This is a genomic window from Aeromonas australiensis (genome assembly GCF_000819725.1).
Classification (GTDB): Bacteria; Pseudomonadota; Gammaproteobacteria; order Enterobacterales; family Aeromonadaceae; genus Aeromonas; species Aeromonas australiensis.
On record NZ_CDDH01000045.1, the window covers coordinates 81,827 to 99,670 of the forward strand.

A 17,844-nucleotide genomic window follows, 5' to 3' on the forward strand; every position below is an offset into this window, starting at 1 on the left:
TTACATCCATCTGATTATTAATCGACTCTATTATAGAGGCAGCCCGCAAGGAAAGGCAGGCGCATTTTCAACCAGAGCGACCATTCAGAGAAAAAAAGTGAGGCCGAAGCCTCACTTATATCATTGATTTTCAAATTAATAGCTGCACACCGTTCTCCAGCTGCCATCACCCGCCTTGGGCTCACTACTGGTCCACCAGTTGGCTTGCCATACCACCTTGTTATGGGTCATGCGATCCCCGGTATTAGCATGGCTGGGTTTGCCATCCCAGCTGGTTTGCGGCCAGTTGGGATAACTGTTATAGGCCGCCGGATTGACGTTCTGACTGCTGCAGGTGGCGCCACCCGGATTCTCGCCGTCCCCGGTGCCCACGACCGCTTCCGGCAGGGTCGGAAACTCTGCCTTGAGCCCTATGGTCTGGCTGCCGCTAATGATACGCATGCCGCTCGGCACACCGGCGGCCGGCAGATAGTAAGTCATGGCCACCTCCACGTCAGTGCCCGGGGTCCAGGCCTTCCAGGCCGGCAGCGTCAGCGCCACCTTGTGGAAGTCCTGCTCGTTGGCAATACCTTCCGAGTTGTCGTTGCCGCCGCTCTGGACCACTTTCAGCCCCATACCACTCTGATCCGTGATGGTGTCAGAGGTGGACGTAGGCACCAGAAACTCGATGCGAGCGCCGCCCGGAATGGTCTGGGTCGACTGGTTGACCAGCTTGAGTGTCGGGTTGATCGGGTAGTTGGAATCCCCCTCCTTGAAACCGGTCAGGCTGACCTGGATATCGAGCTGGGCGCTCGGTGCCGGCAGGTCATTCTGCTGGGTGTGATAGGGCGTCGCCTTGGCAAACGTCTCGTAGGCGAGGGTGGTGAGCGTATTGCCCATGCCGTACTCGTTCTTCACCGGGTCGAAGGCGTAGTCACCCGCCATCTCCCAGAACATGACCCCGCCCAGACCACGCTTGACGATGTAGTCGAGCTTCTTGCCCATGGACTCTTCATCTTCGGTGGAGAGGAACACCTTCTTCTCTTCGTTCCACAGCCAGGGGGCCTGGGCCTTGTCATCGTAGTAACGCACATACTTGCCCTGCATCACATGGGCCGGGTTGTTGGGATCCAGACCCCAGGCGGTACCGTAGCTCGGCAGCGTGGTGATACCAAGGCTGGCGGCGTGTTCCAGGTTCTTGGCGTGCCACATGGGCACGGCGCCACCGCCTATCTCCTTGCCGTTGCTGTCGAGATCGTGCCAGATGTTGTCGATACCGACCGCCCCGTTGCCGCACGGAATGGTGCTGCCACCTGTGCCTGGCTGACAATCGCTCTGGCTCGGCAGCGCGGCCTTGCCCCCCAGCCCGTGGGTGCCACCGCTTACCCCCTGCCAGCCCCGGGTGTAATAGGGTACGCCCACGTTGATCTTGCCGGCAGCCATCGCGCCGCGGAAGTAGTGGGCCGCCCAGGCGGCGTTGAGATAGCCGATGCCACCAAACTGGGCCTGGCTATAGACGCCCCAGTGCGCCAGCTCGGGGTCTGCATTGTTGTCGAACAGGGCTGCGTTGTGACCCACGAAGTGGTTCCAGGCACCGTGGAAGTCATAGGTCATCAGGTTGACGAAATCGAGATACCGGGTGACCTGGAAGTTCTCCATGCCGCGCAGCAGGTAGGCGGAAGCCGGTGAGGCGATGGTCAGCATGTACTTGCGACCATCCTCGTTGCCGGCACTGTCGAGCCGCTCGCGCAAGGTCTTCATCAGCACCTCGTAGTTGGCAAACAGCTTGCCACGACACTGGTTGGAGAGCGGGAAGTCGTTGGGGTTGCCCGCATCCTTCATAGAGGTGGGATACTCGTAGTCCACATCCACGCCGTCAAAGCCGTACTGGCGGATAAAGCTCACCGCCGAGTCGGCGAAGGCGTTGATGCCGGCGATGTTGACCGAGCAGCCCCCTTTGGTGGTGGCGGTGTAGAAGCCGCGGGTATCGGCCCACCCCCCCACCGAGATGAGGGTCTTCACGTCCGGGTACTGCTTCTTGTATTTCGACAGCAGGTTGAAGTGCCCCTGATACGCAAACTCGGGGTCCATCTCGGCCCCCGGCACCCCGTCCCAGGTCATCCTGGTCGCCGAGTCATCCACCTTGATGGTGTGGCTCTGCTCATCCACTGCCGCGAAGGCATAGTTGATGTGTGTCAGCTTGTCCCAGGGAATATCATTCACCAGATAGGCGGGCAGACCGTTCTTGCCGGTACGCCAGGAGGTAAAGTAGCCGATGACCCGGCGGGCGTGATCATCCCCCATGCACTCGTAGCCATCCGGGCGGTAGATCTGGCGGATATCGCAGGAGAGGTTGCCACCGGTGGGCGGCAGTGCGGCCTCCTCGACATTGACGGTAACCACTGCCGACTCACCGCTCAGATTGCTCTTGTCAGTGGCCACCAGCTTGAGGGCGGCACTGCCTTTGGTGTCCGGGGTCCAGTTCACCTGCCAGGGGGCACTGGTGTCTTCGCCCACTTTCTTGCCATCGACGAACAGCTCGACCTTGGCCACATCGTTGTTGGCATCGGTGACATTGCCGCTCACCGCCACACTGCGCCCCAGGGTCACCTTGGCGCCATTGGCCGGGCTGCTGATGCTCGCTTTGGGTGCCTCTGGCGCCACCACGGCGGCGACGCTGAAGCTCGAATCCGCCTCGGCAAGCAACTTGCCATCTTTATCCAGCGCGCGAGCCTTGAGGGTATGGGCCCCCGCGCCGGCGGCAGTCCAGCTGCCACTCCAGGGCGAAGCACTCGCCGTGGCGACCAACTTGCCGTCGACAAGGTATTCCACCCGAGCCAGTGCCGTGGCCGGGCCGCTCAGGGTAACCGCCAGCGCCATGCTGGCTCCTTCGTTGAAGCTGGCACCAGCAGCCGGCGAGCTGACGGCTACACCGAGCGCCGGTGGCGGCACCTCGCCGCCATAGGGCTTCCAGGCATCCGTCCAGACCACACCGACACCGGGGGCGTAATGATAGGGCGAGGCGCCGCACCAGCCTGAATAGGGGAATTCCTTGCACTCGTAGAGGCTGCCGACGTTGCTGACGATGTCGCCGGCCTTGTAGGCAGTACCGGCCTGATAGACGGGATAGGCTGCCTGTACCCAGAGCGGCGCAGCCGCAAGGGCGACCAGCATGGCAAGCCTGCTGGGTCTGAAGAGCTGTTGCATATTGTTATCTTCCTTGTTTTGTCTTGGCATTGGTTACCAAGGCAAAGAACAAGCGCAACCTGTGTGAAGGGTGCAGACAACTGGCAATGGACCTGCCACAAACACGACATTCACCCTGAGAAGCCCCGCTATCTGGATCACTGGATCGGGAGACCGGAGGCATTGCGTCCCGGTATTTCGACCGGTTTGCCCTTTACCTGGGTTCCGTGAGGAACAAGCCGAGTATAGGAAGCCGCCCACTGAGTCTCAATCTTCATTCTCGAAGAAAAATATGTATTCCTCCGTGGTAGTTTCACATTCAACACATCAAGAAAATGATTTTTTTATCATTAATTTCATCGTGTTAGTCAGTTCAAAAAAATCAATGCCCACCCATTTGTATCCCGGTAATGTGCGCTGGCTCACTGGTATGACATGCCAGAAATGTGACAATGCGCGCCCTTGGTCAACGAGCCAAGGCTATGGAATCACTGGCAAAATAAAAAAGGAACACCGATGAAAGGTACTCGTACTCTGCTGTCGCTGGCCGTGGGGCTGGCGCTTGCATCCTCAGGCGCCCATGCGGCATTTGTCTGCCCGTCCGACCCGGCTCAACTCACCTCTATCCCGACCATTCAGGGCACAGACTCCGCCAGCGCGCTGGCAACCGAGACAGTGACCGACAAGAATGGCAATGTGACCGGCAAAATCAGCCCCGGCACCTTCAAGGTGCGCGGCGTAGTGACGGCATTGGGCCAAAGTCTGACCAAGGGTTTCTATCTGACCGATCCGGTGGGCGATGGCAACCCTGCTACCTCTGACGGTATCTTTGTCTATCTGAACGACAAGGACTTCGCGACCAAATATCCAGACATCAAGCCGGGAGCCGAGCTCTGCCTCGAAGCCAAAGTTGAGGAGTTTTACGGTGGCACCCAGCTCAAACCCACCTTCGAATCCGGCAAGGCCCGTCTGCAAGTCACCACCCAGGGGCTGAATGTCCCGACCAGCGTGCTGCAGATAAATGAAGGAGAGACCCTCACCCAGGCACTGAGTCGCCACGAAGGAATGCGGGTACGCCTCGACAGCAGCAGTGACCTGCATCTGACTCGCAACTTCAGCTTCGACTACAAGGTCTATCGCAATAACCTGGAGCTAGCCCACAAAGCAGCACTGGTAAAGCCCACCCAACTCCATATTGCCAATAGTAAGGATGCGGTCGCGCTAGCCAGCAAAAACGCCAGCAGCCGCCTGGTGGTCGAGTCAGATTTCAAAGCGCCGGATGGCGTACTGCCCTGGTTCCCGGGCTGGGATGCTGATCAGGGCTATCTGCGCATTGGTGATCAGCTGAATGGACTGGAGGGAGTGATCATCTATAACAAGGATGCCTACCGTCTGGTGGTACCACGGGATGTCACCCTGACAGCGGGAGCCCTGCTGCGCACCCCCGAAGATGACCGGCAAACGGCTCCGGTGCGGGCAGCAGGCACCGATCTGCGGATCGGCAGCTTCAACGTACTCAACTACTTCACCAGCCACTCCAGCATTGGCGGCGACCTCAACGTCCTGTGCAAGGATCAGGCGGATGCCGATAACCCTAAAAAAGGGTGTAACCGCGGCGCCAAGAGCCAGGCCGAGTTCGAGAAACAGCGTACCAAGATAGTTAACGCCATCACTGATATGGATGCTGACCTGCTTGGCCTGATGGAGATGGAAAACAACGGTTTTGGTAGCAACTCGGCCATCAGCAATCTGGTGTCACGCCTCAATGAGCAACAAAGAGATGCGAACAAGCACTATTCCTATGTCCGCGTCCCTTCAACCTTGCTCACCGGTGAAAAATTCTTCGGTGGCGATGCCATCATGGTGGCCATGATCTATCGCCCCGCCAAACTGACCCCGGCAAGCGATGCCACCGTTATCAAGCTGCCGGAGCAGCGCTATACCACCGGTGGGGTGGCCAAGAGAGCCGGTCAGCGCGACTCACTGGTTCAGACCTTCACCGTAGACAAGAGCCAGGAGCCGCTGACACTGGTGGTCAACCACCTCAAATCCAAAGGGTCAGGCTGCTACGAAAATGGCGATGGCAAGACAGAACCGGCTGACCTGCAGGGCAAGTGCACCGAGTTCCGGGTCTCCGCCGCCAAGGTGCTGGGTGAAGCGGTCAGCAAATTGCCGGGACAAGTACTGCTGGTTGGCGACTTAAACTCCTATGCCAAGGAGGACCCGATCCGGGTGCTGACCGACTACAACCCGGCTACCAGTGAACGCAAGATCCTCTCGGCCTCTCACACCTTTATCGGTGAACAGCCTTACGAGCAGATGGGGCGAGAAGTAACCAGAAGCTACGGCCTTGTCGACCTCAATGTTAGATTCAACAAGGAGAAGGCCATCTCCTACAGCTATGATGGTGAGCTGGGTACCCTGGACTACGCCCTCGCCAACCCGGTACTGGCCAGCAAGGTGGCAGGCGTGGCCGACTGGCACATCAACTCGTTCGAGAGCAATCTGTTCGAGTATGGCAGCCAGTACACCGGCAACCTGCTCAAGTCCGATAACCCCTTCAGCGCCTCCGACCACGACCCCATCATCATCGATCTGACACTCAGTGGTGATGCAAGCAAACCGGAGAACTCCTCCGGGGGTGGTGCACTGGGGCTCGGCCTGCTGGCCCTGTTGCCGCTGGCCTGGCGACGTCGCCGTTAACCACGGCGCGTTTGAATAGTGCAAGCAAAGCCCGCGAGAGTCGCGGGCTTTTTTGTCCATATCAAGGGTTTTACCCATGCAATTGGGGAAATGCGGGAAACCAGATATCGCAAAAACAAAAAGGCCACCGCAATGCGGTGGCCTTTTCTACTTTCTTTACGAAAGATGGTGGAGCTACGCGGGATCGAACCGCGGACCTCTTGCATGCCATGCAAGCGCTCTCCCAGCTGAGCTATAACCCCAAATTCGGTACTAAATGAATGGTTCTGGCGGCCATTCATCTTAAATAATGGTGGAGCTACGCGGGATCGAACCGCGGACCTCTTGCATGCCATGCAAGCGCTCTCCCAGCTGAGCTATAACCCCAAATTCGGTACTGAATGAATGGTTCTGGCGGCCATTCATCCTAAATAATGGTGGAGCTACGCGGGATCGAACCGCGGACCTCTTGCATGCCATGCAAGCGCTCTCCCAGCTGAGCTATAACCCCACAAAGGTCGGCCTGGGTGATACACACCACAATGCCCTGGGTATTCAATACAACAATCAAGAATCTGGTGGAGCTACGCGGGATCGAACCGCGGACCTCTTGCATGCCATGCAAGCGCTCTCCCAGCTGAGCTATAACCCCTTGGATTCCAGATTGTTCGAGGAGAATTTGGTGGAGCTACGCGGGATCGAACCGCGGACCTCTTGCATGCCATGCAAGCGCTCTCCCAGCTGAGCTATAACCCCAACTCACCTCGGCGCTGACGAAGTTATCTCCGGCAACGGAGGCGCATGATAGGCATCACCCGCTTTGCTGTCAACCCTAAAATAACCGCGACTGATTCGTTTAGTCAAAATTGCAGCAGTTCGCTGTTTTTACCAGCAAGGAGCACGCTATCCCTCTGTTTTATGTCAAAAATCGGCTCAAGTACCTATACAGGAGAGGCCGTTTAGCAAGCCTCTTTCCCGGTGCAATGCTCCTGCTCTCGGGGCTCTTTTGCTAGCTGGTAATCAACTTCTCCCCCGTCACCTCGGGAAAGCCTTTCCATAAAGGGCATTGCATTTGAAAACCCTTTCCATGATTTTTGTAAATTTACAACACAAAAAGTTGATCTGGCTCACAGATGACCATAGGATCAAATCGTGACCCAGGTCACACACCATAACCAGAAATGACAGAGCGATGAGGTAAACCATGTTTGAGAATCTGGCTGTCCTGTTCCGCCTTAAGGGCGCAACCACCAAGAGCGGCATTGTAGAGAAAGATGCCTATGCCCCCTCCACCCGTGAATACTACTTCCGCTACGGCAAGTAATTGCTGAAAGCCTTTCACGGAAAACGTAATAAAAATACAACACACATCATCACACAGCCCTCTCGAGGTGCTGTCCTGTCCGGGCCAGATGTTCCACGGCCAAACCTGAACTCCACCAAACAACAATGGGGCCCGCAGGCCCCATCTTTTATTGCATCGGCTCATTGCCGGAACACTGTTTGGTCCAGGCATATTGGTCCAAGCATAGCGCCACTGCCCTCTACCGGGCCCATAAGCACTGGCTGTACCTGAGCGTCGATATCTTTTCGTCAATGCTATTCATTGTCGTTGCGCTGTAACCAAGATGGTCAGTAGGAAAAACGGGGTCTTATCAGACCCCGCCACCATAGTGGTGAGCTCGGTTTATCGGCAGCTGGCGACCCCCACATCCAGCCAGACATCGTGTTTGCCGGGCTCATTGCCCTTGGTCCAGTATTGCGCCTTCCACTGACGGCCGTTGTGGTTGGTGAGATCCCCGCCGTTGTAGGCAACGGCCGCGTTCCAGCCCAGATCAACCTGGCTCACCAGCGCCCACTGATCGGCGGCGCGGCTCGGCTCGTTGCCCTGGGTCCAGTATTTAGCCTGCCATACCAGCTGGTTATGGCTCACCTTGTCACCGCCGTTATAGACCTTGCTGGCCTGCCATGCCGGGACGTTGGCCGCTTCCGGATCTGTGGTGTTGCAAGAGCCCCCCTCACCGCCTTCGTTGACTGGCGTGACGGTAAGACGGGTGGCCGCGCTGGCGTCGAGTGCGCCATCAGAGACAGTCACTGAGAGGTCATAACCGGTTTCGACATCCACCGCCGGGCCGGTGACCACCAGGGTGGCACTGTTCTGACCGGTCGCCGTGATACCGGCAGGCACTTGCCATTGATAGATCAGCTCGTCGTCGTTGGGGTCGGATGCCTTGGCGGTGATGCTCACCTGCTTGCCCGCTTCCACCTTGACGCTGGCGGGCAGAGTGACCACCGGAGGCAGGTTGGGTTGCGGCGCCTTGTTGGTCACCACCACCTGATCCCTGGCGGTCAGTTGATGGTCATCGGTCACCGTCAGCTCGAACACCAGATTGATGTCGGTTGCCACGGCATCCAGTACTACACGGGCCTTGGCCTGAGTCGCATCATGCAGGGTGGCTTGCGGGCCGGAGACTTGCCTCCAGCTATAGGTGAGAGCGCCATTTTCCGGATCGTGTGACGCAGAGCCGTTCAGCGTCACCTCGGTCGGGCCAGTGACACTCAGATCGCTGCCCGCGTTGGCCACTGGCGGCTTGTTGGCTGGCGGGGTAACCCCTTCACCGTGACCGAGACCTTCATGCATGGCGTTGAGGATGTCGCCGTTGTCGGCGTCGATCTCCCAGGAGAAGAGACCACCCAGCTTGTTGGCCAGCACATACTGCCCCTTGGCCTTGACCGAGCGATCGTTGTCATAGGTGATGAGATCGCCGGTCGCCGCCTTGAACAGATAGGGCGCCTCGGCCACTTCATCATACCCCTTCTCCCAGCCCGCCCCCATCCGGTTGTTGACGATGTCGCGGTAATCCACCACCCCGTCCTCCCAGGTGCCTTTCACCTTGCCGGTCGCCTTGCCGGTGAAGGGGTTGTTGCCCTGATAACCGCTCACCCCGGTCCAGCCACGGCCATACATGGCGGCACCGACCACCAGCTTGCCGGGGTCAACCCCCTGCGCCAGCAGCTGATTGACCGCCTTGTCGGTGGTGTACTTGGTAGCGGGATCCCAGCTCGCCGCATAGAGGTTGGTCTGGTGACCCAGCTCAGTGTTGCTCCAGGCACCGTTGTAGTCGTAGGTCATCACGAAGATGTGGTCCATGTAGGGCTGGGCCGCCTTGTAGTCCACATCCTGGATCTTGTCGCCCCCCGCACCAATGGCCGAGGTGAGCTCATACTGGCGACCGGTCTCGGCCTCCAGCTCGTCGAGCATGGCCCGCAGCTCCTTCATCAGGGCCACATAGGTAGCACCATCACTCGGGCTACCCAGTTTCGGGTTGGCCCCCTGTCCGCCCGGGTACTCCCAGTCGATATCGACACCGTCGAAGAACTTCCAGGTCTGCAGGAACTCCTTGACCGAGGCGACGAACACGTCACGCTTGGCCTTGTCATGCATAAAGAAGAAGGGGTCCGAGAGGGTCCAGCCACCGACGGAGGGGAGGATCTTCAGGTCCGGATAAGCCTGCTTGAGCGCCATCAGGGCGCCGAAGTTGCCCTTATAGGCTTCATCGTGAGCGGTCAGGCCGCTTTGTGGCATCTGGACGGCAGCCCAGGGATCGTGGATGGCCACTTTGAAGTCGGCACGGCCGGCACAGGCCCGCTGCAGTGCCTGGAAGCTCCCCTCGATCTCTTTGAGACTATCGTTGAGACCATCCCCGCCGCAGATGGGGGTGAAACCATAGAGGATATGGGTCAGGTTCTGGGCCGGGATCTTGTCGACCGTAAACTTGCGGCCATAGACGCCCCACTCCACATAGTAGGTGCCCACCACCTTGCCGGACTTGTTGGTGTAGGGCTTGTTATTCTCCTGCAGCGGCGCTTTGAGCGGCTTGAGGTGGCTGCCATCGGTATCGGCAACCACTATCTCCTTGGCATCAGAGAGGGTGCAGCCATCGGCGTTACACAGCGCCACCTGCATCTGATAGCGCCCCCCTTTCTTCACCTTGAATGTGGCGCTGCCCGCCGCAACCGAGGGGCCAGACCACACCTCCTTGCCATCGAGCAGCACCTTGGCGCTCTGGCCCAGATCGCCGCTCCAGAGGTTCCAGTTCACCTCCACATCGGCGGCATCCTTCACCTTGACCAGATTGTTGTAGGCAGTGGCCGCCTGATCGACTTCAACGATGGAAAACTTGGTGGGGCCCCATCCGATGGTCGGCTTGCCGGGCGCCGCAGCATAAGCGGACGAGGCGCAGCACAGACCGACCGCAAGGGCCAGCATGGTAGGTTTTGGACTTAGCATTTTTATATTTCCCTATTTCGTTATGTTGGCAACGAAAAGGGCTACGCCCTGACAGGTAACGCAGACAGCAGTGCGGCCTCTTGGCAAAGGTGCACAACAACCTGTGGTGGCCCCGCTATCTCAGGTACGGCTCATCCCTGGACCGGAAGCTTTGCGTCCCGACCTCGCGATCGGTTTGCCCTTTAGTCACTTCATTCGCGATGAAAAAAATCGCATCCCGACTATAGAGTGAGGCAATCCGGTCTGCCACTGTCGGCATTCACCGACAGTAGCAAGCCAATGCAGTAACTGGCGGCCATTACGCAGCAAGATGAAGAGAATTTCGCCAATAAACACCTGTTTTCGGCATTTATCCATGAGCAGGTACCACGGGATCATTGTGCGGTTTTGTGAACCACTTCACGGCTTGCCGCCCCGGATGCGGCTAGCGCAGCAGCAGGCTGTTCATCAGGGCCCGCAGTTTGAGCGGTTTGACCGGTTTGCTGATGTAGCCATAACCCTGTTCACGGATCTGCGTCTGCAACTCACTCTTGCGATCGGCGCTGATGATGATGCCTTTCATCTCGGCACCACACACCAGCTGCAGTGACGCCAGCGCCGCCAACCCGGTTTTACCATCATCAAGGTGATAATCGGAGAGCACCAACCTTGGCACAAAACCTTCTGCCACCAGCCCCTGCGCTTCGACCAGATCAACGGCACCGCGCACCTCGCAGCCCCAGCGACCGAGCAACAGCTGCATTGCGGCCAATATATCTTGCTCATTGTCGATACAAAGCACCTTGACCCCTTCCAGTTGGCTGTCACGTACCACTGGCGCCACCTGCTGAAGAGCGGCAACCGGTTGAGTCGCCAGATTGAGAGTCACCGCAAAGACCGACCCCTTGCCTGGCCAGCTCTGCAACGTGAGCTGATGACCCAATACCAGCGAGATGCCGCGGGCGATGGCAAGGCCCAGCCCCAACCCCTGCTCGCGCGCGGTGCGCGAGTGGTCCAGGCGAGAGAACTCATCGAAGATGGTCTCCTGCTTGTCGGTCGGAATACCGGGGCCGTTGTCCCACACCTCGATGCGGATCTTGTTGCCCGACCTGCGGCAACCAAGCAGCACCCGACCACCGGGGTTGTAGCGAAACGCATTGGTAAGAAAGTTCTGCAGCACCCTGCGCAGCAACCGCACATCGCTGTGCACCGCCAGCCGGCTCTCGACCACCGAGAAGTGGATCCCTCCCGCCTGTGCCAGCACACCAAACTCGGCCTTGAGGTTGTCGAACAGTTCATGCAGAGCAAAGTCGAGTTTTTTGGCCTTGAACTTGCCCGCCTCCAGCCGGGAGATATCGAGCAGATCGCTGATCAGATCCTCGGTCGCCCCCAGCGCATCGTCGATATGACGGGCGATGCGGGCAGGCTCCTCCTCTGCTGGCAGCATCTCCAGCAGGGAGGAGGTAAACAGCTTGGCGGCATTGAGGGGCTGGGTCAGGTCGTGACTGACCGCCGCCAGGAAGCGGCTCTTGGAGTGATTGGCCCGCTCCACCTGCTGATTGACCAGCAAGAGCTGGCGGTTGAGCTCGGAGAGCTCGCGGGTGCGCTCGGCAACCCGCGCTTCCAGATGTTCGTTCGCTTCGCGCAGCACCCGTTCGGCATCGCGAAACGGGGTGATGTCGGTAAAGGTCATAACAAAGCCACCGGCGGGCATGGGGTTGCCCTGCATCTCGATCACCCGCCCATCCGGGCGCTCCCGCGCCGAGATATGGGCACTGCCCCGTTTCATAAAAGCAACCCGCCGTGCAACGTGATCCTCGATATCACCGGGACCGCAAAGCCCCTGCTCGGCGTTGTAGCGGATGATCTCCTCAATGGAGCGGCCGGCCTGAATAAGCCCGCGGGGGTAGTTGAACAACTCGATGTAACGCCGGTTCCAGGCCACCAGCTTGAGCTCCCGGTCCACCACCGAGATCCCCTGCCCGATATGCTCGATCGCCCCCTGCAGCAGGCCGCGGTTGAAGCGAAATACGTCGGAGGCCTCATCCACTATGGTGGCGATCTCCTCGAGCTGCATATTGCGCCCCTGCAAGGCAGAGGCGAGCACCAGTCGTGCAGATGAGGTACCAAACACCCCAGCCAGCAGCCGTTCGGTGTGGGCAATCAACTCGGCCGAGGCCTGCATCTGGGGAGCCAAGGTGCCGCCATGCTCGCCAGCAAAACGCCCAAAAGCACGCTTGACCCGGCTTGAGCCGACAAAGCGGGCTGCCAGCATCTCCAGCTCCTTGACCGACACCCGCGCCTGATAGAGCGCCGTGGTATCACGGCTCTGTTTGCCGACAAAGCTGGCCGCCTGTAATCGCTCGCTGACTGCCGCCTGGGACAGCAGCGACCCCACCACATAACCGAACAAGTTGAAGAGCAGGCTGAGAAATATGCACCAGGCACCCAGGCTGAGTTCGCGAAAGGCGGGCCAGTCGGGCGGTGCCAGCAGTGACGCCAGCGGTGAACCGGCCAGCAGGCCACTCTCCACCATCAGGGTGACCAGCCACAGGCTCACCCCCAGCGCCAACCCGAGATAGACCCCCTTGCGGTTACCATGACGCCAATAGAGGCCGAGCAGTAGAGCCGGCGAAAACTGGGCGATAGCTCCAAATGAGAGATAGCCGATGCGCGACAAGCTGGCGAGATCGCCAAGCCACAGATACAAGCCCCAGGCAGCCAATAAAATCAATACGATGGCGCTGCGACGCACCTGCAACAGCAGCCGAACCAGCCGCTCGTCCCGCCCCTGGCGCCAGAAACGGCGCAATAGCACCGGCAGCACCAGATCGTTGCTTACCATGATGGCCAGCGCGATGGTCGAGACAATCACCATGCCGGTCGCCGCCGAGGTGCCGCCAAGGAAGGCCAGCATCGCCATGCCATCAAACCCCAGGGCCATCGGCAGACTGATCACATAAGTATCCGAGGGAACCTCAGCCCCGACCCAGAGTTTGCCCGCCAGCGCCAACGGCCAGATAAAGAGCCCCATCACGAACAGGTAGAGCGGGAAGATCCAGCGTGCCCAGTGGAGATCCTGCCCCTGATTGTTCTCCACCACAGTCACGTGAAACTGGCGCGGCAGGCAGATAACCGCGCACATCGCCAACACCGTATAGATGGCCAGCTCCAGCAGATTGCCAGGTGTGATGGAGACCACGGCCGCAAAGAAGTCGCGGGTTACCGGCTCACCCGCGACGGCGGGACTGTTGAGGATCAGCCACAGGGCAAAGCCTCCCACTGCGATAAAGGCCAGCAGTTTCACCACCGATTCAAAAGCAATCGCCACCACCATCCCCCTGTGGTGCTCGGTGGCATCGAGATGGCGGGTGCCGAACAAGATGCTGAACAGCGCGAGCAGCAGGGTCACCCCGAGGGCCAGCTCCGCCGTATTGCTGGTCAGGCTGGCACCGGCACTACTGACCATCAGCAGGTCCAGTCCGGTGACAATCGCTTTAAGCTGCAACACCAGATAGGGGAGGATCCCCATGATGGCGATGAGGGCGATCACCATGGCGAGGCGCTGGGATTTACCGTAACGGGCGGCGATAAAGTCGGCGATGGAGGTGATGTGTTCCCGCTTGGCCACCAGAATAAGGCGGGCCAGCAGCCGCCAGCCAAACAGAAAGACCAGCATGGGGCCAAGGTAGATGGGGACCGGCGACCAGGGGGATTCGCTCGCCTGCCCCACGGTGCCGAAGAAGGTCCAGGAGGTGCAGTAGACCGCCAGCGACAGGCTGTAGAGCAGCGGCTGCCCCTTGAGACGGGGACGCTTCTGCTTGTCAGCCACAAAGGCAATCAGAAACAGCAGGCCCAGATACGCGAGCGACAAACCGATCAGCAACCATCCCTGGTGCATCTGCAACCCCTTGTCCGTGTTGATAATTTGTAGGAAAGTTTGGCCAGTCTAGAGAGGCTGGCAGCAAAAGTCATGTAGCAAGAGGAGCACTCCTTGCCCCGCTTGCACCGTTTAACCCCTTCTCACGTCCCGACAGTCGTCTGCCGCAGCCGCAGGAAGAACACCGGCAACACCACCAATGCCATCAGGAAGAAGATGCCACCACCGAGGGGCTCGAACAGCACGCCGCAGACAGCCATCAGGGCCGCCACCGTCATGCCGAGGCCAAGGGCCGCATAGAGCGCCTGGGTCGGGATCAACTGCTCGGCCGGTAGCTGACGGGTCATAAAACGCACCGCCCCCAGATGGCTGACCCCGAACGTGACCGCGTGCAGCAGTTGCCCCACCACCAGTATCCACAACTCGGTCGAGGCCCCGAGCAATACCCAGCGCACCACACAACCGATGGCACCGGCGATAAAGAGGCTCTGGGCAGCAAAGCGTTGCAGGAAGCGTTTGTCGGCGGCGAACATACAGATCTCCGCCACCACCCCGAGCGCCCAGAGATAGCCGATGATGGTGCCGCTATACCCTTGCGCCTTCCAGTAGATGGCGCTGAAACCGTAATAGGCGGCATGGCTCCCCTGCAGTAGCGCGGTCAGCAACAAGAAACGGCGCACCAATGGGCTGCGCAGGGTTGCCAGTAAAGAGGCCTTGGCGCGCTCCCCCTGCACATCCTGTGGCGTGGGATTAAGTGGCAAGCAGCTGAGCAGTAGCATAAGCACCAGCCCCGCCACCATGGTGTGCAAAATCCACTCACTACCGAAATTGCCCACCAGCGCCCCCACCAGGGTCGAGGCGACGATAAAGGCAAACGAACCGCACAGCCGCACCTTGCCGTAATCGAGGTGAGCCTGTACCACCATGCGGGTCGCCAGCGCCTCACCCACCGGCATCAGGGTCGGATAGATAAAGTTCGCCAGCAGGGTCAAGCCCACCAGCCACCAGAGGTTATGACTGAGATAGAAGCCGAGAAAGGCCAGCAGACTAAGCAGGGAGAGCAATCGGGTAACCGGCAACAGATGGCCCGCTCCCTTGATCTGCCCCATCACCATCAGGTTGCCGGCAAAGCGGATCGCCATCCCCGCCCCCAGCAGCAGACCTATCATCTCGGCGCTGACGCCCACCCCCTCCAGCCAGAGCGACCAGAACGGCAAATAAGCACCGTAGACAAAATAGAAGGCGCCGAAAAAGAGCGCTAACCAGGAGAACGCGGGCATAGATCCTCTGCAACCGGATGATGGGAGCAGAATGATAACCCATCCGCCCCCACAGATCCCGGTGGAAACCCCGCCAAGAAAACGAAAAAACTTCAATAAAATTGAACTATTACCGAAGAGGTGGGGTCTATCGGGTAACACCTCCTCCTGGTTAGTGTTGCAATCCTTCCACCCGCCCATGGCGGGTTTCTTTTTTAGGCAAACATCCGCCCTGCGCCATTGTCACCATATAGCGGCCGCAAAAAAGGGGCCGAAGCCCCTTAGTTTATCTGCGTCTATTGCTTGCTTTTTAGAATACGTATTTGACCCGTGCACTCAGGTTGCGGCCCGGCTCTGTCATCATGCTGTTATCCGAGCTGGCATCACGGCCGGCAATACGCTCGTAGCTGGTGTACTCCTTGTCAAACAGGTTGAAGACCCCGACGTTAAGCTGCAGATCGGTCATCGGATTGAACTGGGCGTACATATCCACCACACCCCAACCGGCACTCTTCACATACTCATTGCCTTTGCTGTCTTTACGGACTTTGTCCATATCGTCGGCAAAGCGCAGCGCGGTGTTGAAGTTCCAGCTGGCCTGTTCCAGACGCACACCGACCGAACCGTTGAACGGGCTCAGGCTGTTGAGGTAGTTACCATCCCCATCCTTGCCTTCGATGTAGGCGAGGTTACCCCAGACATTGACGATATCGTTGAGCCAGTAATCAGCCTTGGCTTCGACACCCTTGGTGGTCGCCTTGCTGAGATTCTGGTACTGGTAGACGGCGGTACGCCCCTCTTTACCCACCTCAACCAGCTCGATGAAGTCGTCGAACTTGTTGTAGAAGCTGGCAACTTCATAGCTGAAGCCGTTATGGCTGCCACGTACACCCACATCAATACCGTCACTGCTCTCCGGATTGAGGTTCGGGTTGGGCTCTATGCGATAGCCGTAAGCCTGGTGGTTCAGGGTGGAGAAGGCGCTGTCATACATGGGGGCCTTGAAACCGTGGCTGTATTGGGCGAACAGGTTAGCCGCCTCGTGGGCCTTGAACACCAGACCCAGCTTGGGTGACAACTCCCCTTCGGAGAACTTGTGCAGCTTGTCGCCTGTGTAGGCGGGATCGTTGTCCGGGGTCATCCGGTAGTAGTCATAACGGGCACCCGGGGTCAGCACCCAGCGCTCGCCAAACTTGATCTCGTCAAAGGCCCACAGGGCGCCACGCTCGCTGGTGGTAGCCGGGAAACTCAGCTCGTTGTAACCGACAAAATCACCGGGTGTTGTCGGCCCCTTGTAACGGGTACGTTCGTTGTCGGTGTGCTCGTACTCAGCCCCCCAGGCCAGACGGTGGTTGGCCGCCGCCTTGTGGAACTGCAGCTGGGCGCCGATGTTCTTTTGATCGAACACATTGTGATCCAGCGAGTTTTTGGTCACATAGGGGTTGCTGGGGCTGACCGGATATTTGGAAGATGCGTATTGATCCAGCGTCTGCTTGGTGCGGGCGAAATAGACCTTGCTATCCATCCGATCGGCCCAGCCTTGATTGAGCGCGATGCCGTGATCCAGCACCAGCGAGAGGTTGTCAGTCTGCTTGTCGGTGATGGGTTGCTCGAAGACCTGCGCCATCCGGCTACCCACCTTGTTGAGCTTGACCGCATCCGGATCCTCGCCATCGGTCAGGTAGTCAACAGTCAGTTTGAGGAACTGCTCATCAGAGAGATTCCACTTGCTCTTGAGCAGCAGGGCATGGGTACCGATATCGAAGTCGTTCTTGGTGGAGGCGAAATTCTGAGTCACGCCGCCATCGCGCCAGGTGTAGCGCAGCAGGTTCTCCACTTCGCCAGTGCGCAGTGCACCGGTAAAGCCCGCCATCTTCTGGTGACTGCTGGAGGCATAACCGCTGGTCACGTCCAGATAACTATCCTTGCCCTTGAGGAAGTCACTGGCATCCTTGGTGGTGATGGCAATCACGCCACCCAACGCATCGGAGCCGTAGGCGGCAGACGCCGGCCCCTTGGCCACTTCCACCTGCTTGATCATGTCGGTGTCAAAGTAGCTCTGGCCGATGCCACCCTTGCTATAGGCATCGTTCTGGCGCACGCCGTCACGCACCACCTTGACCCGGTTCTCACCCATACCGCGGATAACGAAGGTCTGGGCATCCCCTTCCCCCCCCAGGGCCTTGACACCCGGCTCGTAACGGAACAGATCGGCAACATTGGTGACGACCTGCTCTTCAATCTGCTTGGCGGTGATCACCGAGATAGGGCCGGAGACATCTTCCAGCTTTTGCTCCATCCGTGAGCCGCTGACGACCACGACTTCATCCGCCTTCTGAGGGGCAGCAAAGACCTGGGAGGAGAGACCGGCCGCCACTGCGAGGGCAACCAGAGAGAGTGCGTTATGATGGGTCACAGCGAATCCTTATTGAGAACTGTTATCAAACAGCCCGCATATTACCCAGCTCTCGACAAAGATCAACAATAAACGAAATCATTCTCATTTTGTTTTGAACCAAATTGCTTTTACACTGTCGCCAAACATTGCCCCTATTCTGTGTTAGCCCCCGAGATGCATCAGCATCCGG

The 17,844-nt window shown here is 58.8% G+C and carries 6 protein-coding genes, 5 tRNA genes and 2 riboswitches; of the genes, 1 reads left to right on the top strand and 10 read right to left on the bottom strand.

Annotated features, from left to right (window positions below):
- Nucleotides 1–135: 135 nt before the first annotated feature.
- Nucleotides 136–3,186, bottom strand: coding sequence for a glycosyl hydrolase family 18 protein (locus tag BN1117_RS05970; protein WP_052441436.1), 3,051 nt, complete (start codon nucleotides 3,184–3,186; stop codon nucleotides 136–138).
- A 115-nt stretch (nucleotides 3,187–3,301) separates the two neighbouring features.
- A riboswitch (cyclic di-GMP riboswitch) is annotated at nucleotides 3,302–3,387 on the bottom strand.
- Nucleotides 3,388–3,681: 294 nt separating this feature from the next.
- On the opposite strand from BN1117_RS05970, the gene BN1117_RS05975 reads away from it, so the two are divergent.
- A complete protein-coding gene (locus tag BN1117_RS05975; RefSeq protein WP_040095688.1) occupies nucleotides 3,682–5,868 on the top strand; it encodes an ExeM/NucH family extracellular endonuclease in 2,187 nt (728 codons plus the stop codon).
- Nucleotides 5,869–6,034: 166 nt separating this feature from the next.
- Here BN1117_RS05975 and BN1117_RS05980 read toward each other — a convergent pair.
- From BN1117_RS05980 to BN1117_RS06020, 9 genes are all read right to left on the bottom strand, one after another.
- Nucleotides 6,035–6,110, bottom strand: a tRNA-Ala gene (locus tag BN1117_RS05980).
- 48 nt (nucleotides 6,111–6,158) lie between these two features.
- A tRNA-Ala gene (locus tag BN1117_RS05985) sits at nucleotides 6,159–6,234 on the bottom strand.
- Nucleotides 6,235–6,282: 48 nt separating this feature from the next.
- Nucleotides 6,283–6,358, bottom strand: a tRNA-Ala gene (locus tag BN1117_RS05990).
- Between the two features lie 65 nt (nucleotides 6,359–6,423).
- Nucleotides 6,424–6,499, bottom strand: a tRNA-Ala gene (locus tag BN1117_RS05995).
- A 28-nt stretch (nucleotides 6,500–6,527) separates the two neighbouring features.
- Nucleotides 6,528–6,603, bottom strand: a tRNA-Ala gene (locus BN1117_RS06000).
- Between the two features lie 931 nt (nucleotides 6,604–7,534).
- On the bottom strand, nucleotides 7,535–10,138 hold the full coding sequence (locus tag BN1117_RS06005) for a glycosyl hydrolase family 18 protein (protein ID WP_040095690.1): 2,604 nt from the start codon (nucleotides 10,136–10,138) through the stop codon (nucleotides 7,535–7,537).
- Between the two features lie 102 nt (nucleotides 10,139–10,240).
- Nucleotides 10,241–10,328, bottom strand: a riboswitch (cyclic di-GMP riboswitch).
- Between the two features lie 234 nt (nucleotides 10,329–10,562).
- A complete protein-coding gene (locus BN1117_RS06010) occupies nucleotides 10,563–14,018 on the bottom strand; it encodes a hybrid sensor histidine kinase/response regulator (protein ID WP_040095692.1) in 3,456 nt (1,151 codons plus the stop codon).
- Nucleotides 14,019–14,140: 122 nt separating this feature from the next.
- Complete coding sequence (locus BN1117_RS06015) at nucleotides 14,141–15,277, bottom strand: 3-phenylpropionate MFS transporter (RefSeq protein WP_040095694.1); 1,137 nt, start codon at nucleotides 15,275–15,277, stop codon at nucleotides 14,141–14,143.
- A 289-nt stretch (nucleotides 15,278–15,566) separates the two neighbouring features.
- On the bottom strand, nucleotides 15,567–17,672 hold the full coding sequence (locus BN1117_RS06020; protein WP_040095696.1) for a TonB-dependent hemoglobin/transferrin/lactoferrin family receptor: 2,106 nt from the start codon (nucleotides 17,670–17,672) through the stop codon (nucleotides 15,567–15,569).
- Nucleotides 17,673–17,844 lie beyond the last annotated feature (172 nt).

Bases quoted from the DNA above. Each gene is read 5' to 3' on its own strand.
- BN1117_RS05970 (WP_052441436.1), bottom strand. From the start codon at position 3,186: ATGCAACAGCTCTTCAGACCCAGCAGGCTTGCCATGCTGGTCGCCCTT.
- BN1117_RS05975 (WP_040095688.1), top strand. From the start codon at position 3,682: ATGAAAGGTACTCGTACTCTGCTGTCGCTGGCCGTGGGGCTGGCGCTT.
- BN1117_RS06005 (WP_040095690.1), bottom strand. From the start codon at position 10,138: ATGCTAAGTCCAAAACCTACCATGCTGGCCCTTGCGGTCGGTCTGTGC.
- BN1117_RS06010 (WP_040095692.1), bottom strand. From the start codon at position 14,018: ATGCACCAGGGATGGTTGCTGATCGGTTTGTCGCTCGCGTATCTGGGC.
- BN1117_RS06015 (WP_040095694.1), bottom strand. From the start codon at position 15,277: ATGCCCGCGTTCTCCTGGTTAGCGCTCTTTTTCGGCGCCTTCTATTTT.